Annotated in this window: 22 protein-coding genes; 10 read left to right on the top strand and 12 right to left on the bottom strand. The window is 64.1% G+C overall.

Going from position 1 to position 23357, the window contains the following annotated elements; genetic code table 11:
- Nucleotides 1–9: 9 nt before the first annotated feature.
- The 3 genes from A9971_RS17350 to folE2 are packed head-to-tail and all read right to left on the bottom strand — an operon-like array spanning nt 10 to nt 2434.
- Nucleotides 10–876 (bottom strand): metal ABC transporter permease, encoded by an 867-nt coding sequence (locus A9971_RS17350; protein ID WP_183001262.1) that lies wholly within the window; start codon nt 874–876, stop codon nt 10–12.
- Nucleotides 876–1541: a metal ABC transporter ATP-binding protein gene (locus A9971_RS17355; protein ID WP_015637547.1), complete on the bottom strand. Its 666-nt coding sequence runs from the start codon at nt 1539–1541 to the stop codon at nt 876–878. The genes A9971_RS17350 and A9971_RS17355 overlap by 1 nt, the downstream gene beginning before the upstream one ends.
- On the bottom strand, nt 1541–2434 hold the full coding sequence (gene folE2 / locus A9971_RS17360; RefSeq protein WP_015637546.1) for a GTP cyclohydrolase FolE2: 894 nt from the start codon (nt 2432–2434) through the stop codon (nt 1541–1543). Before folE2 ends, A9971_RS17355 begins: the two co-directional genes overlap by 1 nt.
- A gap of 129 nt (nt 2435–2563) precedes the next feature.
- Here folE2 and A9971_RS17365 point away from each other — a divergent pair, with 129 nt between their 5' ends.
- Nucleotides 2564–3787 carry an N-acetylmuramoyl-L-alanine amidase gene (locus tag A9971_RS17365; protein ID WP_053160518.1) on the top strand — a complete coding sequence of 408 codons (1224 nt, stop codon included), beginning with the start codon at nt 2564–2566 and terminating at the stop codon, nt 3785–3787.
- A gap of 109 nt (nt 3788–3896) precedes the next feature.
- Here the strand turns inward: A9971_RS17365 and A9971_RS17370 are convergent, their stop codons facing one another.
- A complete protein-coding gene (locus A9971_RS17370; protein ID WP_015637544.1) occupies nt 3897–4274 on the bottom strand; it encodes a hypothetical protein in 378 nt (125 codons plus the stop codon).
- Between the two features lie 121 nt (nt 4275–4395).
- On the opposite strand from A9971_RS17370, the gene dksA reads away from it, so the two are divergent.
- The 4 genes from dksA (at nt 4396) to A9971_RS17390 (ending at nt 7848) form a co-directional block, all read left to right on the top strand.
- Nucleotides 4396–4800 (top strand): RNA polymerase-binding protein DksA, encoded by a 405-nt coding sequence (gene dksA, locus A9971_RS17375; RefSeq protein WP_011064339.1) that lies wholly within the window; start codon nt 4396–4398, stop codon nt 4798–4800.
- A 30-nt stretch (nt 4801–4830) separates the two neighbouring features.
- A complete protein-coding gene (zigA, locus tag A9971_RS17380; protein ID WP_183001261.1) occupies nt 4831–6039 on the top strand; it encodes a zinc metallochaperone GTPase ZigA in 1209 nt (402 codons plus the stop codon).
- Complete coding sequence (locus A9971_RS17385; protein WP_183001260.1) at nt 6039–6740, top strand: DUF1826 domain-containing protein; 702 nt, start codon at nt 6039–6041, stop codon at nt 6738–6740. Before zigA ends, A9971_RS17385 begins: the two co-directional genes overlap by 1 nt.
- Before the next feature lie 145 nt (nt 6741–6885).
- Complete coding sequence (locus tag A9971_RS17390; protein WP_015637541.1) at nt 6886–7848, top strand: GTP-binding protein; 963 nt, start codon at nt 6886–6888, stop codon at nt 7846–7848.
- 21 nt (nt 7849–7869) lie between these two features.
- On the opposite strand, the gene A9971_RS17395 is transcribed toward A9971_RS17390, so the two are convergent.
- Nucleotides 7870–8262 carry a DUF3301 domain-containing protein gene (locus A9971_RS17395; RefSeq protein WP_015637540.1) on the bottom strand — a complete coding sequence of 131 codons (393 nt, stop codon included), beginning with the start codon at nt 8260–8262 and terminating at the stop codon, nt 7870–7872.
- A 117-nt stretch (nt 8263–8379) separates the two neighbouring features.
- On the opposite strand from A9971_RS17395, the gene pdxY reads away from it, so the two are divergent.
- A complete protein-coding gene (pdxY, locus tag A9971_RS17400) occupies nt 8380–9252 on the top strand; it encodes a pyridoxal kinase PdxY (protein WP_015637539.1) in 873 nt (290 codons plus the stop codon).
- 7 nt (nt 9253–9259) lie between these two features.
- On the opposite strand, the gene A9971_RS17405 is transcribed toward pdxY, so the two are convergent.
- Nucleotides 9260–10672: an APC family permease gene (locus A9971_RS17405; RefSeq protein ID WP_053160510.1), complete on the bottom strand. Its 1413-nt coding sequence runs from the start codon at nt 10670–10672 to the stop codon at nt 9260–9262.
- A 254-nt stretch (nt 10673–10926) separates the two neighbouring features.
- On the bottom strand, nt 10927–11412 hold the full coding sequence (locus A9971_RS17410) for an acyl-CoA thioesterase (protein ID WP_011064332.1): 486 nt from the start codon (nt 11410–11412) through the stop codon (nt 10927–10929).
- 289 nt (nt 11413–11701) lie between these two features.
- On the opposite strand from A9971_RS17410, the gene A9971_RS17415 reads away from it, so the two are divergent.
- On the top strand, nt 11702–13465 hold the full coding sequence (locus A9971_RS17415; RefSeq protein ID WP_011064331.1) for a cation:proton antiporter: 1764 nt from the start codon (nt 11702–11704) through the stop codon (nt 13463–13465).
- A gap of 71 nt (nt 13466–13536) precedes the next feature.
- On the opposite strand, the gene A9971_RS17420 is transcribed toward A9971_RS17415, so the two are convergent.
- The 4 genes from A9971_RS17420 to uvrD form a co-directional block, all read right to left on the bottom strand.
- On the bottom strand, nt 13537–13944 hold the full coding sequence (locus A9971_RS17420; RefSeq protein ID WP_011064330.1) for an SMI1/KNR4 family protein: 408 nt from the start codon (nt 13942–13944) through the stop codon (nt 13537–13539).
- Nucleotides 13945–14080: 136 nt separating this feature from the next.
- Nucleotides 14081–14956, bottom strand: a complete 876-nt coding sequence (locus A9971_RS17425; RefSeq protein WP_011064329.1) for a Tim44 domain-containing protein — start codon at nt 14954–14956, stop codon at nt 14081–14083.
- 180 nt (nt 14957–15136) lie between these two features.
- Nucleotides 15137–15577, bottom strand: a complete 441-nt coding sequence (locus A9971_RS17430) for an EamA family transporter (RefSeq protein WP_011064328.1) — start codon at nt 15575–15577, stop codon at nt 15137–15139.
- 124 nt (nt 15578–15701) lie between these two features.
- The gene (gene uvrD / locus A9971_RS17435; protein ID WP_041120472.1) at nt 15702–17885 is read right to left on the bottom strand and encodes a DNA helicase II; all 2184 of its coding nucleotides are present in this window, start codon (nt 17883–17885) and stop codon (nt 15702–15704) included.
- Between the two features lie 247 nt (nt 17886–18132).
- Between uvrD and A9971_RS17440 the strand changes: the two genes are divergently transcribed.
- The 3 genes from A9971_RS17440 to A9971_RS17450 all read left to right on the top strand — a co-directional run bounded on the left by A9971_RS17440 (nt 18133) and on the right by A9971_RS17450 (nt 22429).
- Nucleotides 18133–20997: a bifunctional diguanylate cyclase/phosphodiesterase gene (locus A9971_RS17440; RefSeq protein ID WP_011064326.1), complete on the top strand. Its 2865-nt coding sequence runs from the start codon at nt 18133–18135 to the stop codon at nt 20995–20997.
- A 167-nt stretch (nt 20998–21164) separates the two neighbouring features.
- A complete protein-coding gene (gene hexR / locus A9971_RS17445) occupies nt 21165–22031 on the top strand; it encodes a transcriptional regulator HexR (protein ID WP_011064325.1) in 867 nt (288 codons plus the stop codon).
- Nucleotides 22032–22216: 185 nt separating this feature from the next.
- Nucleotides 22217–22429, top strand: a complete 213-nt coding sequence (locus A9971_RS17450; RefSeq protein ID WP_072451902.1) for a PA3496 family putative envelope integrity protein — start codon at nt 22217–22219, stop codon at nt 22427–22429.
- Here the strand turns inward: A9971_RS17450 and A9971_RS17455 are convergent.
- Complete coding sequence (locus tag A9971_RS17455) at nt 22371–23333, bottom strand: LysR family transcriptional regulator (protein ID WP_015637535.1); 963 nt, start codon at nt 23331–23333, stop codon at nt 22371–22373. The genes A9971_RS17450 and A9971_RS17455 overlap by 59 nt on opposite strands.
- Nucleotides 23334–23357 lie beyond the last annotated feature (24 nt).

The raw sequence follows: 23357 nt of genomic DNA on the forward strand, positions 1-23357 counted from the left end.
GGAAACACCTCATGGGGATGTGAGCAAAGGTGGGCGGTGCAGCAAGCCGTGCACCGGACCGAACACCACGGACAGCAGGTACAGGCCGCCGGCCACCAGCACGATGGCCGGGCCGCTGGGCAGCGAGTAATGGAACGACAGCAGCAGGCCAAGCCACACCGAGAGGCAGCCAAACAGCGCGGCGATGCCGATCAGGGCGGGCAGGCGTCGGCTCCAGAAACGCGAGGCGGCGGCCGGCAGCATCATCAGGCCCACCACCATCAGCGCGCCGATGGCCTGGAAACCTATCACCAGGTTGAGCACCACCAGGGTCAGGAACAGGCCGTGGGCCAGGGGGCCGAGGCGGCTGACGCTGTGCAGGAACAGCGGGTCTAGGGTGTCCAGCAGCAGGGCTTTGTAGATCAGCGCCATGGCCAGCAGGCTGAAGAGCGAGACCAGCAGCATGCCGTTCAGGGTCGTGCCATCCACCGCCAGGGCCGAGCCGAACAGCAGGTGCAAGAGGTCCAGGCGCTTGCCCGCCAGCCCGAGGATCAGCACGCCGCTGGCCAGGGAAATGGGGTAGATGGCGGCGATGCTGGCGTCTTCCCGCAGGCCGGTGCGCCGGGTGATCCAGGCGGCCAGCCCGGCCATGCCCAACCCGGCACCGAGGCCGCCCAGGGTCAGCGCCGGCAGGCTGAGACCGGCGAACCAGAAGCCCAGGGCGGCGCCCGGGAGAATGCCGTGGGCCACGGCGTCACCGATCAGGCTCATGCGCCGCAAGATCAGGAACACCCCCAGGGGCGCGGTGCTGCAGGCCAGCAGCAGGCCGCCGAGCAGGGCCCGACGCATGAACAGGAATTCGCTGAACGGCTGCCAGAAATGTGCGGCGAAGTGCATCAAGCCACCTGCGCGCAGGATTGTGGGGCGATCAGCTCCAGGCTGGGGCCGAATACGCAGCCACTGCTTTTTACCAGCAGGGTCTGGGGGATGTGCTGGCGCACGGCGGCCAGGTCATGGCAGACCACCACCAGGGTCCGGCCCTGAGCGTGCCAGTTGTACAAGTGACGCCAGAGCAGGGCCTGGCCGGTTTCGTCGAGGGCGGCGTGGGGCTCGTCCAACAGCAGCAAGGGGGCTTCGGTCAGGCTCAATCGGGCGAGCAGGGCACGTTGTAATTCACCACCGGAAAGGGCCATCAACGGGCGCTTTTCCAGGCCGCTCAGGCACCAGTCTTCGAGGACCGTGCGCAGCTTTTCTGCCCTGACTCTGGCCGGTTCACGCTTGCCCCAGAAGCCGCCGGCCACCAGTTCTTCCAGGCTGATGGGGAACTGTCGATCCAGGTGTTGCTGCTGCGGCAAGAAGGACAAGCCGCCTCGGGCAGTGCCGAGGTGGATCTTGCCCGCGAGTGGTTTCTGCAGCCCGGCGATGACTTTCAACAAGCTGCTCTTGCCCGATCCGTTGGCGCCAATGATCGCGCTCAGGCTGGCCCTGGGCAGGTGCAGATCCAGGGCTGGAGTCAGGGGTTGCCCCGGAGCGCCCCAACGCAGGTGTTCGCAGCGGATCATCAGGCCTCCCAGTTCCAGCGGCTTTCGGCCACGGCGTCATGGGCATGCAGGCTTTCGGCGTGCACGACCCGCAATTGAAAGGCGTTGATTCCGGGGGAACGGCGCAGGGCTAGGTTCAGGCGGCGGGCGGCGTCTTCGCAGAACATCAGGTTCTGCCCGTTGGCCAGGGCGAAGGCCTGCTCGTCGGCACGCTTGACCGCGGTTTGCACGGCGGTGCCCAGGGCGTTTTCCGCATCGTTGATCAGGGCAATCAACGGCAGTTCGTCGATGAAGTCATCCAGGCGCAGATGCAATGCCGCGTTGCTGCGCTGGCTATGGGGCGTCGCGACGATGCCCTGGGGCGAGCCCAGCCAGGCCAGGACGTCGGCGTGTTGCAATGGCCGGTTGGCAAAATCTTCGATGAACTGCTGCTGGATCAACTGCCGCGCCAGCGCCGCCGAACAGGGGCAAGTGGAGGAATAAGGCACGTCGATTTTTAGTTCCACGTGGAACATCGCGTTTTTCAGCCGCGCTTCGATACTCAGCGGGTAGCTTTTCCAGCCGGCCAACGGGCTGACCAAGGCCGGGCGTTTCAACAGCAGATCCAACTGAATGCGCAGGTAGGCGCTGTGGGCCAGGCCTTCATGGCTATCGAGAAAACGCTGCAAGATCCGCCGGAGCAGAGCGGGGGTGAGGTTCTCCTGTTCCAGCATTTCCAGGGCCAGATACAGGCGTGACATGTGAATGCCCCGGGCCTCGCCATCGTCGAGGCTGACACCGGCATCGGCCTTGGCTGCGCTTGGCTGGTTGTTGATCACTACAGGTAAGGCAATGCCGCACATGCCCACCCATTCCAGGGGCAAGGCTTGGCGTGAGGCCTGCGCGGCGATATCCGGCAGAGTCAGCGCGTTCATGAACAGGTCCGTCGTGGGAAGTGATTTCACATGTTATATTATAACAATACGTTCGATGGGAAATTTTTCCTCGACGGTTGTTCATCTTGTCTTGTGAGTAGGGATGCTCCTTTTTTCGCGGTATTTGCCATGCACAGACGTCAATTGCTCAACCTGCTGTTGGCCGGTACGGCCCTGATGTTTCCCTGGAGTGTCCGCGCCGCGCAGATCCGCAACGCACGATTGTGGAAGGACGCAGAAAAGTTGCGGCTGGTGCTCGATCTGAGCGGCCCGGTGCAATACAAGACCTTCAGCTTGAGTGCCCCGGAGCGCTTGATCATCGACTTGAACGGCGCGCGCCTGAGCGGTGATTTCAGCCAGCTGGCCCTGGCCAACACGGTGATCCGCGCCATTCGTTCCGGGCACTTCGGCCAGGGCGATACGCGGATCGTCCTCGACCTGCGCGAGCCGGTGCAGCTCCACAGTTTTCTCCTGCCGCCCCAGGATGGCCAGGGCCATCGGCTGGTGCTGGATCTGTCCAAGGCCACCAGGCAGCCCCTGCCGATCGCTGCGGCCGCCGCGCCGCTGGCCAAGCCCGAGGCCACGACAGGCAAGCCCCATCCCAAGCGCGACATCATCGTGGTAGTAGACCCCGGCCATGGCGGCAAGGACCCGGGCGCCGTGGGGGCCAAGGGCGAACGGGAGAAGGATGTGGTGCTGGCCATCGCCCGCCTGCTGGCCAAGCGGCTCAAGCGCGAGAAGGGTTTCGACGTGAAGCTGGTGCGCAACGATGATTTTTTCGTGCCGCTGCGCAAACGCGTGGAGATTGCCCGCAAGCACCAGGCCGACATGTTCATCTCGGTGCATGCCGATGCCGCGCCGCGGCTTACCGCATCCGGCGCATCGGTGTACGCCCTGTCCGAAGGTGGCGCCACCTCGGCCACCGCGCGCTTGATGGCCCAGCGGGAAAACGGCGCCGACCTGCTGGGGGCGACGACGCTGCTCAACCTCAAGGACAAGGATCCGATGCTGGCGGGGGTGATTGTCGACATGTCGATGAACGCCACCATCGCCGCCAGCCTGCAATTGGGCGGGACTGTGCTGCAGAGCCTGTCGGGCATTACCACCCTGCATCAGAAGCGTGTGGAACAGGCCGGTTTTGCGGTGCTCAAGTCACCGGACGTGCCGTCGATCCTGGTGGAAACCGGCTTCATCTCCAACAGCCGCGACAGCCAGCGCCTGGTCACCGCGCGCCACCAGCAGGCGATTGCCGATGGCCTGTTCAACGGCCTGCAGCGCTACTTCGAGAAAAACCCACCGGTTAACAGCTACATGGCCTGGCTCCAGGAAACCAAGAACAACCGCCCCGCCTGAACGCCGACCTGCAGGAGCCGGCTTGCCGGCGAAGAGGCCGGTGGGTGTTGTGGCTGAGGATGTCTTCGCTGGCAAGCCGGCTCCTACGCAGGCGGTACGGGAAAGGGAGCTAGCAGCCGCTGATGCGGCTGCAGGTGAACTGCCCGCGGCTGCCGCCGGAGCTGGAAAAGCGGTTGCGCGTGGTCCAGCCCACGCGCTGGCTGTAGCCCACCCAGGCCTCGCCGTCGGAGGCCAGGCCGGTGAAGAACGTCAGCTGCCCGTAGCGGCTGTTGGTCTGCGCCCAATAGCGCTTGCCGATCACCTCGAAGCCGCGCAGGTAGGTGGTGCTGCCGGCCGTGGCGACGCTGTAGGCGTTGCCCAGCGGGTCGACGCAGGCCAGCAGAGTGGCGCTGCGGGTGCAGGTGGCCAGGGTACTGGGCACCGCCGCGCTGGCGTGACCAGCCAGCAGCAACAGGCCTGAAAGCAGGGTGGGCAGGACAGGGCGCATGGCGATTCTCGTGACGACAGGGGCGCAGCATCGCGCCCTTCGTCGTGGGCGGCAAGGGAAGGTTGGCTAATTTGTGTTGTTATAATATAACATAAAAACACAGCCTGACCCGTGACTCGCCATGACTGAACAAGACCTTCTCGCCCAACCCGAGACGCACTACATGAACGAAGCCCAGCAGGGCTTCTTTCGCCAGCTGCTGCTGGCCCAGCGCAGTGATCTGCAGGAGCGCATTGCCGGCGAGTTCGACCAGCTGCGCGAGCAGGAACCCCACAGCGACCCCGCCGACATCGGCAGTGCCGAAGAGCAGCGCCAGTGGCAACTGCGCCTGCTGGAGCGGGAAAAGAAGCTCCTGGACAAGATCGACGAAGCCCTGGAGCGCCTGGCCCGTGGCGAATACGGCTGGTGCCGCGACACCGGCGAGCCCATCGGCCTCAAGCGCCTGCTGCTGCGGCCCACCGCCACCCTGTGTATCGAAGCCAAAGAACGCCAAGAGCTGCGCGAACGCCATCAACGGGCGCTTTGACCCAGCCGCGATCCTGATGAGGAACAACCCATGACCGACCGTCTCCCCGTTACCGTGCTGTCCGGCTTTCTCGGCGCCGGCAAAAGCACCTTGCTCAATCACATCCTGCGCAACCGCGACCACCTGCGGGTGGCGGTGATCGTCAACGACATGAGCGAAATCAACATCGATGGCAGCGAAGTGCAGCGCGATGTCAGCCTAAACCGCGCCGAAGAAAAACTGGTGGAAATGAGCAACGGCTGCATCTGCTGCACCCTGCGCGAAGACCTGCTGGAGGAAGTGGGCAAGCTGGCCCGCGACGGGCGCTTCGACTACCTGCTGATCGAATCCACCGGGATTTCCGAGCCGCTGCCGGTGGCGGAAACCTTCACCTTTCGCGATGAATCCGGCCAGAGCCTGGCGGATATCGCCCGGCTCGACACCATGGTCACGGTGGTCGACGGCATGAATTTCCTGCTCGACTACCAGGCCGCGCAAAGCCTGGCTTCCCGGGGCGAAACCCTGGGCGAAGACGATGAACGTTCCATCAGCGACCTGCTGATCGAACAGGTGGAGTTCGCCGACGTGATCCTGGTCAGCAAGATCGACCTGATCAGCAGCGACCAGCGCCAGGAACTGCTGGCCATCCTCAAGAGCCTCAATGCCCAGGCCGAGATCGTGCCCATGGTCATGGGCCAGGTGCCGCTGGCGAAGATCCTCAATACCGGGCGCTTCGATTTCGAGCGCGCGGCCCAGGCACCGGGCTGGCTGCGGGAGTTGCGCGGCGAGCATGTGCCGGAAACCGAGGAGTACGGTATCGCTTCCACCGCCTACCGGGCGCGGCGGCCGTTCCATCCCCAGCGCTTCTTCGACTTCATCAACCGGCCCTGGGTCAACGGCAAGCTGCTGCGCTCCAAGGGCTTCTTCTGGCTGGCCAGCAAGTACCAGGAAGCCGGCAGCTGGTCCCAGGCCGGTGGCCTGATGCGCCATGGCTTTGCCGGGCGCTGGTGGCGCTTCGTGCCTAAGCAGCACTGGCCCCAGGACGAAGAAGGCACCGCGGCGATCATGCACAACTGGACCGCGGCCACCGGCGATTGCCGCCAGGAACTGGTGTTCATCGGCCAGAACATCGACTTCACCCGGCTTTGCGCGGAGCTCGACCTGTGCCTGCTGGATGACGATGAAATGGCCCTCGGCGTCGAGGGCTGGAGCCTGCTGAACGATCCCTTTGGCCCCTGGCATGATGAGGAAGCGGCCTGATGCTGACCCTGAACTTGCCGGTGACTCCACTGGCCAATCCGCCCAGATGGCTGCTGCTGCCGAGCGTGACCGCGCCGGTCTCTCGCCGCCAGGCCATCGGCAGCACCCCGGCGGTGCTCGCCCAGGTGCTGGAGGATGAGGTCAATCTCGGCCTGTGGCAGCGCCAGTTGCCGGCCCACATCGCCGACTTCGCCGAGTTGCTGCTGTCCCTGGACCAGCCGCTGGCCGAATCCCTGTCCCTGGAACTGCCCGACGAAGACGCGCAACCCAATCTGCGCGGCCTGGCTTCGGGGTTCAGTGATCTGCAGGGTTATGAAGGCTTTATCGCCGATGTTGCCTGGCTGGTCAGCGCTTTTGCCTGCCTGCTCGGGGCCAGGCGCGTCGGGCTGCGCCTGCGGGTCCTGGACAAGGCCATGTGCCCGCGGTTTCACGTGGACCATGTACCGGTGCGGCTGATTACCACCTACGCCGGAGTCGGCAGCCAATGGCTGCGCGAAGGCGCCATGGACCGCAGGAAACTGGGGCAGGCCGAGGGCGAACCACGGGACCCGGCACAGATCCAGCAGATCGCCAGCGGCGACGTGGCGCTGTTCAAGGGCGAGAAATGGCACGGCAACGAAGGCTTTGGCCTGATCCACCGCTCGCCGCAGCCAGCGCCAGGGGCACGCCGGCTGCTCCTCACCCTCGATTGGCTGGGCTGACCTAGGCCCGTGCAGCCGCTTGCCGAGCCTGGGCGAAGCTCCGCAGGACCTTCAGCGCTCCCAAGAGCGGCGTCGAATCGAGCGGATTTTCGCCCAGGGCGGGAAGGGCGTAGCATCACCTCACAGGTTTCCCGGACCCCTTCCCATGCTGCAGAACATCCCCACCCACGTGATCGCCGGCCCCCTGGGCGCCGGCAAGACCAGCCTGATTCGCCATCTGCTGAGCCAGCGCCCGGCCGCTGAGCGCTGGGCAGTGCTGATCAACGAGTTTGGCCAGATCGGCCTGGACGCGGCCTTGCTGACCCGCGACGAAGATGGCATCGCCCTGGGCGAAGTGGCCGGCGGCTGCCTGTGCTGCGTCAACGGTGCACCGTTCCAGGTGGGCCTGGGCCGCCTGTTGCGCAAGGCCCGGCCGGACCGCCTGCTTATCGAGCCCTCGGGCCTCGGCCACCCGGCGCAATTGCTCAAGCAGTTGAATGAAGCGCCCTGGAAGGGCGTGCTGGCGGTACAACCCTGCGTGCTGGTCCTGGATGCCCAGGCGCTGGCCGCTGGCAAGCCGTTGCCCCGGGCACAGCAGGATGCGCTGTCCAGCGCCGGCCTGCTGGTACTGAACAAGGACGAACTGCTCAGCGACAGCGACAGGTTGCGGGTGCTGGAGCAATTGCCGGACCTTCCCTTGTTCTGGACCCGCCATGCCGCCTTGCCCCTGGCCGAGCTGCCGGGCCTGGGAGCCAGCGCCGAAGCGGCCCTGGAGCAGTCGGACATTCCCCAGGGCCTGGCCCAGTTGCCGGCCGTGTGGAGCGATCCGGCGCTGCCGATCTGCCTCAGCCAGTCCCAGGAGGATGGCTGGAGCATCGGCTGGCGCTGGCACCCCAGCCAACAGTTCGATCTGGTCCGGGTCGAGCACTGGCTGCAGAACCTCGACTGGCGCCGGGCCAAGCTGGTGCTCCACAGTGATCAAGGCTGGCGGTCGGGCAACGGGCTGGATAATTCACCGCTGAACTGGCTGCCCAGCGAATGGCGCCGGGATTCGCGCCTGGAACTGATCTTCAGTAGCCCTCAGGACATTGCCGTTCTGCAGGCCAGTCTCGATGCCTGTCGCCTGTAGGAAACGGCGTGCACGCCACTCTTACGGCTTGAACTTGCGATGTTCCTCGCGCCACTGGCTCAGCTCGATCACCTCGGCACTGGGCAGGGGCTCCTTGGCTTCGAACGGGTAGGGCGCCAGCTCGATATGGGCGCTGTGGGCGCCGAACTGGGTGATGGTCCCGGCATGACGGGTTTCCCCGGTCACGGTGAACTCGAAGTTGTAGACCCGCGCCAGGCGCCGCCGGCCATTGCCATCCTTGACGAAACCGATGCGCTTGAGCGCCACATTACCGTCCAGCAACTCGATGTCGAGCCGCGCGCAGTGCTGCTTGACCCGCTCCAGGGCCCGTTCGCGCAGGCCGTGGTTGTGCCACAGCCAGGCAGCAGCGGTTGCCAGTAGCATCAGCACAAAGATGTTTCCAAGGGTCAGCATGAAGGTTTGCTCCAACGAGGTGGCGTCAGCTTAACTGCGACTCCGGTCTGTCGTACAGGCTGCGTTTAGTCGCATACTGCGCGGCTTGAATTCCACCGGTTTTATGGAAAATCCTGCATGAAACGTACGCCCCACCTGCTTGCGATCCAGTCCCATGTGGTTTTCGGCCACGCCGGCAACAGTGCCGCGGTATTCCCCATGCAGCGGGTTGGGGTGAATGTCTGGCCGCTGAATACGGTGCAGTTCTCCAACCACACTCAGTATGGTCAGTGGGCCGGGGAAGTGCTGGCGCCACAGCAGATTCCCGAGCTGGTGGAAGGCATTGCCGCCATCGGCGAGCTGGGCAACTGCGACGCGGTGCTGTCCGGCTACCTGGGCAGCGCGGCCCAGGGCCGGGCGATCCTCAGCGGTGTGGCGCGGATCAAGGCAGTCAATCCCAAGGCCCTGTACTTGTGTGACCCGGTGATGGGCCATCCGGAGAAGGGCTGCAGCGTGCCGGCTGAAGTCAGCGACTTCCTGCTGGACGAGGCCGTGGCCATGGCGGATTTTCTCTGCCCCAACCAGCTGGAGCTGGACAGCTTCTGCGGGCGCAAGCCGCAATCGCTGTTCGACTGCCTGGGCATGGCCCGGTCGCTGCTGGACAAGGGCCCCAGGGCGGTGCTGGTCAAGCACCTGGACTACCCGGGCAAGCTGGCGGACGGTTTCGAGATGCTGCTGGTGACCGCTGACGGCAGCTGGCACCTGCGCCGTCCATTACTGGCGTTCCCGCGCCAGCCGGTGGGGGTGGGCGACCTGACCTCAGGCCTGTTCCTGGCCCGGGTATTGTTGGGGGACAGCCTGGTGGCGGCCTTCGAATTCACCGCCGCGGCGGTGCATGAAGTACTGCTGGAAACCCAGGCCTGCGCCAGTTACGAGCTGGAGCTGGTGCGCGCCCAGGACCGCATCGCCCACCCACGGGTGCGCTTCGAGGCCACGCCGATCGGCTTCTGAGGCGGGCTCAGGCCTGCTCGGAAAACTGCACGGTCGGCGCGGGCTGGCGAAAGCCCCGGGTGTGTATGCCCAGGTACAGCAGGCCCAGGGCGAACCAGGCCAGGCCGATGCCCAGGGTCAGGGCCGAAAGGCTGGTCCACAGCCAGGCGATCAGGGCAAAGCCGATCAACGGCAGCAGGCCGTACTGCAACAGCCGTGCGGTGCTGCGCGGCTGGCTCTGGCCCAGGTGACTCTTGATCACCGCCAGGTTGACCACCGAGAACGCCACCAGTGCACCGAAGCTGATCATCGACGCCAGGGTGGTGAGGTCGATGACCACCGCCAGCAATGACACCAGCGACACCAGGACAATGGCCACCACCGGGGTCTTGTAGCGCTCGGACAGGGTACCGAACACCCGACGTGGCAGGATGCCGTCACGGCCCATGCTGAACAGAATGCGCGATACCGAGGCCTGGGATGCCAGGGCCGAACCGGCGGCGCCGGCGACATAGGTGGCGGTGAAGAACATCTCCAGGAAGCGTCCGCCGGCGTGCAGCATGACCTCGCTGGCCGCCGAGTCGGCGTCCTTGAAACTGCTGCCGGGGAACGCCAGCTGGCTGGTCATGGCCAGCAGGATGAACAGCAGGCCGGCGCCCAGGGTGGTGATGACGATTGCCCGGGGGATGTCCCGGCGCGGGTCGCGGGTTTCCTCGGCCAGGGTCGACACCGCGTCAAAGCCCAGGAACGACAGGCACAGCACCGCGGCCCCCGCCATCAGCGGCAACAGCCCATCCTGGCTGCCATCGCCGACCCAGGGTGCGCTCAGGTCCAGGCTCTCGGCCCCTGCCAACTGGCGGACCACCAGGGCCACGAACACCACCACGAAGACCATCTGCGCGCAGACGATCAGGTTGCTCATGCTCGATACCGAGCCGATGCCGCGGATGTTCAGCAGCGTCACCAGGCTGATGGTCGCCACCACGAAGACCCAGGCGGGCACGGCGGGGAAGGCCAGGTTGAGGAACAGGCCGATCACCAGGTAATTGATCATCGGCAGGAACAGGTAATCCAGCAGCAGCGACCAGCCGGCAAGGAAGCCGATGCCCGGGCCGAAACTGAGGCTGGCGTAGGAATAGGCTGAGCCGGCAATGGGGTATTTCTTGACCATTACGCTGTAGGAAAGGGCGGTGAAGATCATCGCCAGCAGGGTGATCACATAGGCTGCGGCGGTGCGCCCGCCGGTGAGTTGGGTGACCACGCCGTAGGTGGTGAAGACGGTCAGCGGGACCATGTACACCAGGCCGAAGAACACCAGGGCCGGCAGGCCGAGGATGCGCCGCAGCGAGGTGCCCTGGGCACTGTGGGTGAAGCCGCCATCGAGGCTGGCGTTATGGGCGGACGCAGGGGGGCTGCTGGAAAGAGCATTGGCGCTGGGCATTTTTATTGTTCTCACGCGTTCGTTGGCTCGAAGGCTCCCCGGGCGGGGAGTGCGTTTGTGCCTTGCCCTTCGATTCTGGCAGCGGTGCCCTGGGGGCATAACTCTCGATGTGGTCAAAAAGGGATGGATCTGGCCATTCAGGATGACCGCAGAAGCCTGCTGGCGGGTGTTGGAGTGTGGCGGCGGAGCGCTGGAAGCTCTGGAGGGGGGAGGACCGTCCGTGGCCCTGCTGAATCAGCGGTGCAGCTTGAGCATCAAGGGCCGTCGGCCTTGATTTCCCGGTAGCGCTGTTCCAGTTCCTGGCGGATCTGCCGGCGCTGCCGGGCCTGGATAAAGCGTCGCTTGCCGTCGGCGGTTTCCGGCTGCAGCGGCGGCACCTGGGCCGGCTTGCGCTGGTCGTCCACCGCCACCATGGTGAAGAAGCAGCTGTTGGTGTGGCGCACCGAACGCTCGCGGATATTCTCGGTGACCACCTTGATGCCCACCTCCATGGAGGTGTTGCCGGTGTAGTTGACCGAGGCCAGGAAGGTCACCAGCTCGCCGACATGGATCGGCTCGCGGAAGATCACCTGGTCCACCGACAGGGTCACCACGTAGCGGCCGGCGTAACGGCTGGCGCAGGCATAGGCGACTTCATCGAGGTACTTGAGCAAGGTGCCGCCGTGGACATTGCCAGAGAAATTGGCCATGTCAGGGGTCATCAATACCGTCATCGACAGTTGGGCGTTTCCGGGTTCCATAGCACGCTCACGGTTCTGGGCAGGGGTTGCTGGAGCACCTCTGCGGGTGCTGGCTCCAAAGGGTTTTCAAACCATCGATAACGGGACGCCGGGCCGGGCCACGTCGTCACGCCCTGGTGGATCTGTTTCCTAATATTGCACCGCCTTCCTGCCGGAAGTCGCGGTGTTAACCTGCAAAACACCCGTTCCAGGGCATTTTCCGCTTCTATTTTGGATATTTCCTTCTACTGATCAGAACATTCTTTTTAGGCGATCACCCCCGCCCAGCATTCCAAGGAGAGCCCCGGCCATGCATGCCATCAGCTTCATTCAGGACCTGGCCGTGATCATGCTGGTCGCAGGCGTGGTGACCATCCTCTTCCATCGCCTCAAGCAGCCTGTCGTGCTGGGCTACATAGTCGCCGGCTTCATCATCGGCCCTCACACTCCGCCTTTCGGGCTGATCCACGACGAACAGACCATCAAGACCCTGGCCGAGCTGGGGGTGATTTTCCTGATGTTCTGCCTGGGGCTGGAATTCAGCCTGCGCAAGCTGTTCAAGGTCGGGGCCACGGCCTTTATCGCGGCGTTCCTGGAAATCGTCCTGATGATCTGGATCGGCTACGAGATCGGCCGCTGGTTCGGCTGGAGCACCATGGATTCGCTGTTCCTCGGGGCGATCCTGGCCATTTCCTCCACCACCATCATCGTCAAGGCGCTCAATGACCTGAAGATGAAGAACGAGCGCTTCGCCCAGCTGATCTTCGGCGTACTGATCGTCGAGGACATCCTCGGCATCGGCATCATCGCCTTGCTGTCGAGCATCGCGGTCAGCGGTACGGTGAGTTCCGGCGAGGTGTTCTCCACCGTCGGCAAGCTTTCGCTGTTCATGATCGTGGCGCTGGTGATCGGCATCCTGCTGGTGCCGCGCCTGCTGGCCTACGTGGCCAGGTTCGACAGCAACGAGATGCTGCTGATCACCGTGCTGGGGCTGTGTTTCGGCTTCTGCCTGCTGGTGGTCAAACTGGAGTACAGCATGGTCCTGGGGGCCTTCCTGATCGGTGCGATCATGGCCGAGTCTCGCCAGCTGCTGAAGATCGAGCGGCTGATCGAACCGGTTCGCGACCTGTTCAGCGCAATCTTCTTCGTCGCCATCGGCCTGATGATCGACCCGCAGATCCTCCTGCAATACGCCTGGCCGATTGCCGTGATCACGGTGGCGGTGGTGCTGGGCAAGATGCTGTCCTGCGGCATGGGGGCCTTTATCGCCGGCAATGATGGACGCACCTCACTGCGGGTAGGCATGGGCCTGTCACAGATTGGCGAATTTTCCTTCATCATCGCCGCACTGGGCATGACCCTGCAGGTCACCAGCGACTTCCTCTACCCGGTAGCGGTGGCGGTGTCCGCCATCACCACCTTGCTCACGCCCTACCTGATCCGTGCCGCGGACCCGCTATCGCTGAAGCTGGCAGGGGTCCTGCCCAAGCGCCTGAGCCGGGTACTGGGCATGTATGGCGAGTGGTTGCGCAGCATCCAGCCCCAGGGCGAGGGTGCGCTGCTGGCGACGATGATCCGCAAGATCCTGCTGCAAGTGGGGGTGAACCTGGCGCTGGTGGTGGCGATCTTCTTTTCCGGTGGCTATTTCGCCAAGCGCATTGGCACCTACCTGGAAGATTGGGTCAGTGAGCCGAGCTGGCAGAAAGCCTTGATCTGGGGCGGGGCGCTGCTGCTTTCGCTGCCGTTCCTGATTGCTGCCTATCGCAAGCTCAAGGCACTGTCGATGTTGCTGGCGGAGATGGGGGTCAAGCCGGAAATGGCCGGGCGCCATACCCAGCGAGTGCGTCGGGTGATCGCCGAGGTGATCCCGATCCTGTCGCTGCTGGTGATTTTCCTGCTGCTGGCGGCGCTCTCGTCGAGCATCCTGCCGACCCTGGAACTGCTGGTGTTGATCGCCGTAGTGGCGGCGGCGGTGGCCGCGGTCCTGTGGCGCTGGTTCATCCGTGTGCATACGCGGATGCAGGTGGCGCTGATCGAAACCTTCGACCACAGCAAGGACAACAGTGGGCATTGACCTTGCCGCTCGCCGGCAGGGTGCCGGCGAGCTGTTTCAGTCGCCGCGGTGTACGCAGCCGCGGCGGCGTCTCAGCTTTCCAGCCAGACGTCCCGCGCCCAGTGCCACACCGATTCCCAGGATTCTTCGGTGATCAGCTCTTCCTCGCCGGACCACAGCACCACGGTGCCGTCTTCCTCGACGCAGTAGTAATCGTCGCCGTCCTGGCAGATCGGGATCAGCTCACGCGGCACGCCCATGTCCCAGGCGGTCGCAGCCACTTCCGGCAGGTAGGTGTGGGATTGCGGATCGGTGACGGTCACAGGTTCCAGGCTGCCGTAAACCACGTCGCTGACCGTCAACAGGAACTCCTTGAAGACGAACGGGATATTGATGAACAGCTGTTCTTCAATTTCCACCAGTTGGTCTTCGTCCGGCAGTTCCAGGGGGACGGGTACCGGTTCGTTGGCTTCCCGGAGTTGTTCGATGACTTCTTCCACGGCCTGGGTCCTCTTAGCTCTATGGCGCGGTTGTTTGACGGCGGTTTATACAGTAGCTCGCTATAAGTGCAATCGTGAAATGCAAAACCCCGACCTGAGTCGGGGTTTTGCCTTACAGCTGTGACAGCAGAATGAATCAGCCGTTCTGGCGGATACCTGCTACCAGCCATGGCTGGTTGTCGCCCTGGGCGCGTTCCATGTTCCAGCTTTCGCTGAACACTTCGCCCTGGTCGAAGCGCGAGGTCTTCGACACACCGCTGAAGGTCAGGGTGGCGATGGTCTTGTCGGCACGGTCATCCACACCTTCGAGCTGCACTTGCAGGTTGTCGATGTAGGTCGACTGGAAGCCGTCGCCCAGATCGGCACGTTCCTGTTTCAGGAACTGCAGCATCTGTGGGGTCACGAACTCGGCGATCTTGTCCATTTCGTTGGCGTCCCAGTGTTGCTGCAGGGACTGGAAGTGGCTGCGCGCCGCTTCAATGAAGCGCTCTTCATTGAACCAGGCCGGTGCGTTGATTACCGGACGCGCGGCAGGCGCTGGCGAACCACCGAAGATCGAACCGCCGGCAGGCTGCTGGGGCTCGAAGGCTTCGCGCTGCATCGGCGCGTGGCCGGCTGGAGCGTATTGCTCCTGCTGCTTGCGGCGACGAGCGGCGATGAAGCGGAAGATCACGAAGGCGATGACCGCCATGATCAGGATGTCGAAGATCTGCATGCCCTGGAAGCCGCCGCCCATGAACATGGAGGCCAGCAGGCCACCGGCAGCGATGCCGGCCAGAGGGCCGAGCCAGCGCGAAGCACCGCCGGCCTTGGCAGCAGCGCCCGCGGCACCGGCTGCGCCCGCGGTGGCTGCAGCGGCGGGAGCGCCCGGAGCGGTTGGCGCCGCCTGGCGGGTTTGGTGGGTCGGGGCAGCGCCGACGCTTTTGCCGCCACCAAAGCGCTTGGCGTTGGCGTCGAGGCTCATCGTCAGGCCGATGCACAGCGCCATGGCGATGCTAAGAAAACGTTTCATAAAGGGGGTTCCCATTTGTGGATGGCACGCGCGCCATATTGCACAGGTGAAGTGTCAGTGGCGAGCGGCATAATGTTTCGGGCTTTTGCCTGACAGCCTCGGTTCAGCTTCGCCAGGCGTCATGCTCGCCGATAGGTTTTTGGTCCCCGCAGACCTGGCTCTGGTTCAACCCGAAAGCCGTTAGCGGCGCAGTGCCAGTAGCACCACACCTGCGGTGATCAAGCCGATTCCGCTCCACTGCCGCAGGTCGAGCTTCTCTCCCAGCAGGCACACGCCGATGATCGCGACGAACACCACGCTGAGCTTGTCCACCGGTGCCACCAATGAAGCGGGGCCGAGTTTCAAGGCGCGGAAATAGCACAACCAGGAAGCCCCGGTGGCCAGCCCGGACAGCAGCAGGAACAGGTAGCTCTTGGGGGAAATTGATCCCAGGGACTGATATTGGCCCGTTGCGTACAAAATCAAGGCCAGGCTGACAAGAACCACCACGGTACGCAGCAGGGTGGCGAAGTCTGAATTGACGTTTTCTATCCCGACTTTGGCGAAGATCGCCGTCAACGCGGCGAAAATTGCCGACAACAGGGCCCAGAATGTCCACGAGGAAAAAAAGCCTGTGCCCATGTTCGCGCTTCCCTTTCTGCACCGACCTGTAGGAGCCGGCTTGCCGGCGAAGAGGCCCTTGAGCCGGTCTTCGCCAGTGAGATTCGCTGGCAAGCCAGCTCCTACACAAGCCAAGCGGGTGGGGTTAGATGGCTTCCAGCTTGGCATAGCCGAGCATCAGCCACTTGCTGCCTTCGCTGAAGTTGACCTGGACCCGGGCCTGGGCGCCGGCGCCCTCGAAATTGAGGATCACCCCATCGCCGAACACCGAGTGCCGTACCGCCTGGCCGAGGCTCAGGCCGGTGTCCGGGATTTCGCTGCCGCCGAACAGGCTGCTGGTACTTTGTGACTGGCCGCCGCCGAAAGGCCGGCTGACGCTGTTGGACAGCCGCACTTCCTGAATCAGCCCCTTGGGCACCTCGCGCACGAAACGCGACACCTTGTTGTAGGTTTCGCTGCCGTACAGGCGTCGGGTTTCCGCGTAGGTCATCACCAGGTTCTGCATTGCCCGGGTGATGCCCACATACGCCAGCCGGCGTTCTTCCTCAAGGCGGCCGGGTTCTTCCAGGCTCATCTTGTGGGGGAACAGGCCTTCTTCCATGCCCACCAGGAACACGTAGGGGAACTCCAGACCCTTGGCGCTGTGCAGGGTCATCAGTTGCACGCTGTCTTCATGCTCGTCGGCCTGGGTATCGCCGGCTTCCAGGGAAGCGTGGCCGAGGAATGCCGCCAGGGGCGTCAGGTCTTCGTCCTCTTCGGTGTTCTCGAAGTTGCGCGCGGCGCTCACCAGTTCCTCGAGGTTTTCCACCCGGGCCTGGCCTTTTTCGCCTTTTTCCGCTTCGTGGTAGGCAATCAGCCCCGACTGCTCGATGACGGTCTGGGTCATCAGGTGCAGGGGCATTTCCAGGGTCTTGGCGGCGAGGTTTTCGATCAGTTCGATAAAGGCCCCTAGCGCACCTGCAGCGCGCCCGGTCAGGCCTTTATTGGCCACCAGCTGGCGCATGGCTTCCCACATCGATACATCGCTGTGGCGCGCATGCTCGCGGATGGCTTCGACGGTCTTCTCGCCGATGCCCCGGGCTGGCACGTTGATCACCCGCTCCAGGGCTGCGTCGTTGCCACGGCCTTCCAGGAGGCGCAGGTAAGCCATGGCGTTCTTGATTTCCGCCCGCTCGAAGAAGCGCTGGCCGCCATAGATGCGGTACGGAATGCGTTCGCGCAGCAAGGCTTCTTCCAGCACCCGGGACTGGGCGTTGGAGCGGTAGAGAATGGCGATGTCGCTGCGGGCCAGGCCGGTCTTCAGCGCGCTCTCGATGGTTTCCACTACATAGCGGGCTTCATCGTGCTCGTTGAAGGCGGCATACAGGTTGATGGCTTCACCGTCGCCGCCGTCGGTCCACAGCTCCTTGCCCAGGCGCCCGGTGTTGTTGGCGATCAGGGCGTTGGCAGCCTTGAGGATGCCGGCAGTAGAGCGGTAGTTCTGCTCCAGGCGGATCACTTCGGTGTCCGGGAAGTCGGCGGAGTACTGGTGGATGTTCTCGATTTTCGCCCCGCGCCAGCCGTAGATCGACTGGTCGTCGTCGCCCACCACCATCAGGCTGTCGCCACCCTGGGCCAGCAACCGCAGCCAGGCGTATTGCACGGCGTTGGTGTCCTGGAATTCGTCCACCAGCACGTGGCGGAAACGCTTCTGGTAGTGCGCCAGCAAACCCGGGTGGTCGCGCCACAGGTCCAGGGCGCGCAGCAGCAGTTCGGAGAAGTCGATGACCCCGGCGCGCTGGCAGGCGGCCTCGTAGGCCTCATAGATGCCGCGCATGGTGGCCAGGAACATGTCGCCGCTGGCCTGGATATGTTGCGGGCGCAGGCCTTCGTCCTTCTGCCCGTTGATGAACCACTGGGCCTGGCGGGCCGGCCAGCGCTGTTCGTCCAGGCCCAGCTCGCGGATTACCCGCTTGACCAGGCGTTGCTGGTCGTCGCTGTCGAGGATCTGGAAGGTCTGGCTCAGCCCCGCTTCCTGCCAGTGGGCCCGCAGCAGGCGGTGGGCCAGGCCGTGGAAGGTGCCGACCCACATGCCTGCCGGGTTGATGCCCAGCAGTTGTTCGATGCGATGGCGCATCTCGGCTGCGGCCTTGTTGGTGAAGGTCACCGACAGGATCGAGTGGGGTGAGGCGTTCTCGACCTGGATCAACCAGGCGATACGGTGCACCAGCACACGGGTTTTGCCGGAGCCAGCACCGGCCAGGACCAACTGACGACCCACGGAGGCAGCTACGGCCTGGCGTTGGGCGTCGTTGAGGGAGTTCAACAGGAGGGAGAGATCATCGCGCATCGGGGCATTCTAGGGGGCGGCGCCACCCCGGGCAAACCCGGCTTTGCATTAGCCGATAAAACAGCCGCCGATGACGACCGGTTGGTCACAGGCCCCAGCCATTGGCGCTTCTCGCCCGGACGCTTTCAGGGTGCAAGCCGGGCCATCCGGTTTTATCGATTTTATGACCTGGAGCAGTTTGGCTCGGGGCTTTGCTTGTGTATGCTCCGGCGACGTTTCGGGCTCAACCATTATAAGAACACTGCCTATGACACTTAACCCCGACCTGTCCGGGCCCTTTGTGGAGCCCCGGGTCATCCGCCAGCACTACGCCGTGGAGATGGCAGTGGAGCGTACGCGCCTGCTGTACCAGGGCTCGTTGCTGCCGACCTTGTTCATGTTGCTCAACGGCCTGGTGTGCACCTGGCTGCTATGGAGCCCGGCGCGCTATCTGTTGCTCAGTGTGTGGATGGTCTGGCTGCTGGCCCTGGTGGCCTTGCGGGTGATCCAGGTGGCGGCCTTCGATTCGGCGATTCCCAGCCGCCAGGCACAGCCGGTGTGGCAACGCATGTTTCTCCTGGGCTCGGCGGTCAGTGGCCTGACCCTGGCCTGCGCCGGCATCGCCCTGGTGCCCACCGACAATTTCCTGCAGCAGGCCTGGGTCTTCGGCCTCATCGGTGCGGCCATCCTCTCCGCCAGCGTAGCCTACGCGGTGAGCCTGCAGGCCTTCCTTTCATTCACCTTGCCATGTCTGTTGCCGGCCATCGCCTACCTGTTCTGGGGCGGCGACGACCAGCAGCGTGGCTGGGGCTGGCTCGGGCTGATCCTGCTGGTGTCGCTGAGTGTGGTGGCCTGGCAGGTCAACCGCCTGATGCAGCGCGGCCTGCTGCGGCGCTTTCAGAACCAGGCCCTGATCGAGCACCTGCAGAATGCCCAGGGCCGCAGCGATCAGCTCAACCGCGAGCTGGCCCGGGAAGTGGAGCAGCGCCGCCGTGCCGAGGAGCAACTGCGCGAAGCCCAGACCGGGCTGGAACAGCGAGTGGCCCAGCGCAGCCTGGAGCTGGACGCCGCCAACCAGGCCCTGAGCAAGAGCGAGGCGCGCCTGGCCCTGGCCCTGAACGCCAGCGAGCTGGGGCTGTGGGACTGGAACTTGCAGACCGACGAGGTACATCACACCCAGATCAAGGAGCTGTTCGGCCTGGAGCCGGAAGATGTCACGGCCATGCTCAGCCATCTCAAGCCACGCCTGCATCCGGAAGACCTGCCCTTGCTCAAGCGCGCCCTGGTGGAGCACCTCAAGGGCCGCAGCGACGATTACCAGGTGGAGTACCGGGTACGCCACGGCGCCGGCCACTGGGTGTGGATCGAGGACCGTGGCCGGGCCGTGGAGCGCAGCCCCAGTGGCCGGGTGCTGCGCATGGCCGGCACCCGTCGCGACATCAGTGCCGACAAGGAGCTGGAGGTCCAGCGCAACCTGGCGGCCACGGTGTTCGAGGCGGCCAGCGAAGGCATCGTCATCCTCGACCCCGATTACGCCTTGATCGCCGCCAATCAGGCCTTCAGCCAGGTCACCGGCTACCAGATCGAAGACATGCTCGGGCGCAATGTAGTGGAGCTGTCGTGCAGCCGCGATGCGCGCCGGCACTACCCGTTGATCCACCAGGCCCTGGAACAGTACGGCAGCTGGCAGGGCGAGTTGGTGGAGACACGCAAGAACGGCGAGCTCTACCCACAATGGCTGCAATTGAATGTAGTGCGTGATAAACGAGGAAAAGTCCGGCATATCGTGGGCTTCTTCGCCGATCTTTCGGCACGGCGCGAATCCGAGGAGCGCATGCGCTACCTCACCCATTACGACGAACTCACGGGGCTGGCCAACCGTTCGCTGTTCCGCGAGCGCCTGCGCGAGGCCCATCAGCGGGTGCGCCAGGGCGGCCGCAGCCTGGCCTTGCTGCACATCAACCTGGACCGTTTCAAGCTGCTCAACGACAGCCTTGGCCATGAAGTGGCCGACCAGCTGCTGCAAAAGATGGCCCGGCGGCTGGTCAATGCCTTGCCGGAAGCCGACACCATCGCCCGGCTTTCCGGGGACGAATTCGCCGTGCTGTTCGACGCTTACGGCAGCCTGTCGAGCCTGACCCGGGTCGCTACCCGGCTGCTGAGCAAGCTGCGCCTGCCGATCACCGTCGAGGGCCATGAACTGGTAGTCAGCGCTTCCATGGGCATCAGTATGCTGCCCGACAGCGCCCGGGAGATCGCAGCCCTGATCAGCCAGGCGAACATGGCCATGGCCCATGCCAAGCACCTGGGCGGCAACAATTTCCAGTTCTATACCGAGAGCCTGCAAGCCAGCACCCTGGAGCGCCTGCAGCTGGAAAACCAGCTGCGCAAGGCCATTGAGGAGGGCCAGTTGACGGTCTTCTACCAACCCAAGCTGTGCCTGGCCAGCGGCCGTCTGAATGCCGCCGAGGCCCTGGTGCGCTGGGATCACCCCGTCATGGGCCGGGTGCCCCCGGGAGATTTCATCGGCCTGGCGGAAGAGACCGGATTGATCGGCCCCATTGGCGAGTTCGTGTTGCGCCAGGCGTGCCGCCAAGCCTGCGAATGGCAACGCCAGGGCCTGGAGCCGATTCGCGTGTCGGTCAACCTGTCGGTGTATCAGTTGCGCCAGGGCAAGCTGGTGAGCCTGGTGCGCCAGGTGCTGGAAGAAACCGGCCTGGAGCCGCATTTTCTCGAACTGGAACTGACCGAAAGCCAACTGCTGGACAGCGTTGAGCACATCATCGCGACCTTCCAGCAACTGCGGGGCCTGGGGGTCAAGCTGGCCATCGACGACTTCGGCACTGGCTATTCGTCCCTGAGTTACCTGAAACGGATCCCGGTGGATTACGTGAAGATCGACCAGGCCTTCATTCGCGGCCTGGCCGAGGGCGGTGAGGATGCGGCGATCACCCGGGCGATCATCGCCATGGCTCATGGGCTGTCGTTGAAAGTGGTGGCCGAAGGGGTGGAAGACCCCGCGCAACTGGCCTTCCTCAAGGCGGAACACTGCGACGAGGTGCAGGGCTACCTGATCAGCCGCCCGGTGGCCGCCGAAGGCCTCGCGCTGCTGTTGCAGGCCCAGAGCCGGTAGCCGCCAGGGCTGCCTGCCACAACGGCTACATAAGTCGTACCCGGCTGAAAATGGGGGGCAGGCAGGCAACTTCGTGATGCATTGGGCGGGCAAAAAGCCGATTCCTGTAGTATAACTACAAGCTTGCTACATCCCCGGCGTCAGCCAATAACAATGAGTCCAGCCCTTTGAACCTGTTGCAGCACATCGCCCAGTCACGTCATTTGTTACGCAAATCGGAACTCAAGGTCGCCGATCACGTGCTCCTTGATCCTGCGGCCGTGATGCACAGTTCCATGGCGGACCTGGCCCACAGCGTGGGCATCAGTGAACCGACCATCGTGCGCTTCTGCCGGGCCATCGGCTGCTCCGGCTTCCAGGACCTCAAGCTCAAGCTGGCACAGAGCCTTGCCGCCGGGGCCAGCTTCGGCCAGTTCGCGATCCATGAAGACGATTCGGTCGCCGACTACAGCCTGAAGATCTTCGACACCACCCTGCATACGCTGATGGAGGTCCGCGAGAAGCTCGACCCGGTGGCCCTGCAGCAGGCGGTGACCGCCATGTCCCAGGCCCAGCGCGTGGAGTTCTACGGCTTTGGTGCCTCGGGTGCGGTAGCGGCGGATGCCCAGCACAAGTTCTTCCGTTTGCTGCTGACCGCAGCGGCCTATTCCGACCCGCACATGCAGGCGATGTCGGCGGTGACCTTGAAGCCGACCGATGTCGCCATCTGCATTTCCCAGTCCGGTCGTTCCAAGGACCTGCTGATCACCGCCAACCTGGTACGTGAAAGCGGCGCCTCGCTGATCACCCTGTGCCCGAGCCAGACGCCGTTGGCCGAGCTGTCCACGGTCAACCTGGCGATCGACGTGCACGAAGACACCGAGATCTACACCCCGCTGACCTCGCGTATCGCCCACCTGGTGGTGATCGACGTGCTGGCGATGGGCGTGGCCATGGCTCGCGGGCCGAGCCTGGTGAACCACCTCAAGAGCGTCAAGCGCAGCCTTCGCAGCCTGCGCCTGTCGCCCAAGTCGGTCAAAGCCCTGGACGACTGAGTCTCTCTGGCCGGTGATGAGGCCTCGGGGTGGTGCATCGCGCTGACGGATGCCTTCGCTGGCAAGCTGGCTCCTACAGATAGGTAGGCGCTGTGAATGTTCATCGTCCTGTAACCGACCCGCCGCCAAACCGTAACCGCCGACGTCCATCGTGAAGCTTCCGTACTCGCATTGGGAGACTCGAAATGGCCCGGCCTTACGAAGAGAGCAACAGCGCAGTCAAGACCCGTCGTCAGCAGGAAGACCAGCGCCGCATGGAATTTCGTCGTGCGATCGAACACCGCTTCGAGCTGCGTCAGTTACAGCAGCAAATCAACGATTACCCCGAGCTGGACGCCGTCAATTACTGGCAGGCGGCGCCCGCAGCTTCCCGTCGAAGCGTTCAACCAAGCCGCTGATCTGCACCCGTTCGCTGCGGATGAATCCCAGGAACGCATGCGCTACCGGTGACAGGCGCTTGGCTTTGGCCTGCACCAGGCACCAGCTGCGCAGCAATGGCAGCTCTTCGACCGGCAACTCGACCAACCCGCCGGTCGCCAACTCAAGGTTCAGGGCGTGGCGCGTCAACAAGGCCACGCCCAGACCTGCCCGCACGCACTCGCGCTGAGCCTCGGCCGACGACACTTCGAGGATCTGGGTGAAGTGCACGCGCTTCTCCTTGAAATACTCCTCGCACGCCAGGCGGGTGCCGGAGCCCTGTTCGCGCAGTACCAGCGTGTAGGGCTCCAGGTCCTGCAGGCGCAGCGGGCCCATGTGGCTCAGAGGGTGCTCCGGCGGGGCCACCGCGACGATCGGGTTGTTGAGGAAGGGCAGGAACTCCAGCTCCATGTCCTGGGGCACCATGGACATGATCACCAGGTCGTCGCGATTGTCCGAGAGCCGGCGGATCACCTGGGAGCGGTTGACCACCGTCAGTTGCAGGTGCACTTCCGGGTGCTGGCGCTTGAAGGCGGCGAACAGGTGCGGCACGAAGTACTTGGCGCTGGATTCGATGGCCAGCTTGAGCTGGCCCTGCAGCGAGCCCTGCATGTCGGAGAGCTGCATGTCGAGGTTCTCCAGGCGCCCGAAGATGTCCCGGCTGGCCCGTTGCAGCGCTTCGGCGGCTTCGGTCATGTAGAGCTTCTTGCCCACATAGTCGAACAGAGGCTGGCCGATCAGCTCCTCCAACTGGCGAATCTGCAGGCTGACCGCGGGCTGGGTGAGGGACATTTCATCGGCGGCGCGGCTGTAGGAGCGTAGATCGCAGACTTCATTGAAAATCTGCAACTGACGCAATGTCAGTCTCATCAAGGACTTGCGCATTTCTTGAGGGCTCGCGCCAAGGGC

The sequence above is a fragment of the Pseudomonas sp. UME65 genome (assembly GCF_014170225.1).
Taxonomy (GTDB): Bacteria; Pseudomonadota; Gammaproteobacteria; order Pseudomonadales; family Pseudomonadaceae; genus Aquipseudomonas; species Aquipseudomonas protegens.

Excerpts from the sequence above, each read along its gene's own strand:
- A9971_RS17350 (WP_183001262.1), bottom strand. The coding sequence starts at position 876 with ATGCACTTCGCCGCACATTTCTGGCAGCCGTTCAGCGAATTCCTGTTC.
- A9971_RS17355 (WP_015637547.1), bottom strand. The coding sequence starts at position 1,541 with ATGATCCGCTGCGAACACCTGCGTTGGGGCGCTCCGGGGCAACCCCTG.
- folE2 (WP_015637546.1), bottom strand. The coding sequence starts at position 2,434 with ATGAACGCGCTGACTCTGCCGGATATCGCCGCGCAGGCCTCACGCCAA.
- A9971_RS17365 (WP_053160518.1), top strand. The coding sequence starts at position 2,564 with ATGCACAGACGTCAATTGCTCAACCTGCTGTTGGCCGGTACGGCCCTG.
- A9971_RS17370 (WP_015637544.1), bottom strand. The coding sequence starts at position 4,274 with ATGCGCCCTGTCCTGCCCACCCTGCTTTCAGGCCTGTTGCTGCTGGCT.
- dksA (WP_011064339.1), top strand. The coding sequence starts at position 4,396 with ATGACTGAACAAGACCTTCTCGCCCAACCCGAGACGCACTACATGAAC.
- zigA (WP_183001261.1), top strand. The coding sequence starts at position 4,831 with ATGACCGACCGTCTCCCCGTTACCGTGCTGTCCGGCTTTCTCGGCGCC.
- A9971_RS17385 (WP_183001260.1), top strand. The coding sequence starts at position 6,039 with ATGCTGACCCTGAACTTGCCGGTGACTCCACTGGCCAATCCGCCCAGA.
- A9971_RS17390 (WP_015637541.1), top strand. The coding sequence starts at position 6,886 with ATGCTGCAGAACATCCCCACCCACGTGATCGCCGGCCCCCTGGGCGCC.
- A9971_RS17395 (WP_015637540.1), bottom strand. The coding sequence starts at position 8,262 with ATGCTGACCCTTGGAAACATCTTTGTGCTGATGCTACTGGCAACCGCT.
- pdxY (WP_015637539.1), top strand. The coding sequence starts at position 8,380 with ATGAAACGTACGCCCCACCTGCTTGCGATCCAGTCCCATGTGGTTTTC.
- A9971_RS17405 (WP_053160510.1), bottom strand. The coding sequence starts at position 10,672 with ATGCCCAGCGCCAATGCTCTTTCCAGCAGCCCCCCTGCGTCCGCCCAT.
- A9971_RS17410 (WP_011064332.1), bottom strand. The coding sequence starts at position 11,412 with ATGGAACCCGGAAACGCCCAACTGTCGATGACGGTATTGATGACCCCT.
- A9971_RS17415 (WP_011064331.1), top strand. The coding sequence starts at position 11,702 with ATGCATGCCATCAGCTTCATTCAGGACCTGGCCGTGATCATGCTGGTC.
- A9971_RS17425 (WP_011064329.1), bottom strand. The coding sequence starts at position 14,956 with ATGAAACGTTTTCTTAGCATCGCCATGGCGCTGTGCATCGGCCTGACG.
- A9971_RS17430 (WP_011064328.1), bottom strand. The coding sequence starts at position 15,577 with ATGGGCACAGGCTTTTTTTCCTCGTGGACATTCTGGGCCCTGTTGTCG.
- uvrD (WP_041120472.1), bottom strand. The coding sequence starts at position 17,885 with ATGCGCGATGATCTCTCCCTCCTGTTGAACTCCCTCAACGACGCCCAA.
- A9971_RS17440 (WP_011064326.1), top strand. The coding sequence starts at position 18,133 with ATGACACTTAACCCCGACCTGTCCGGGCCCTTTGTGGAGCCCCGGGTC.
- A9971_RS17450 (WP_072451902.1), top strand. The coding sequence starts at position 22,217 with ATGGCCCGGCCTTACGAAGAGAGCAACAGCGCAGTCAAGACCCGTCGT.
- A9971_RS17455 (WP_015637535.1), bottom strand. The coding sequence starts at position 23,333 with ATGCGCAAGTCCTTGATGAGACTGACATTGCGTCAGTTGCAGATTTTC.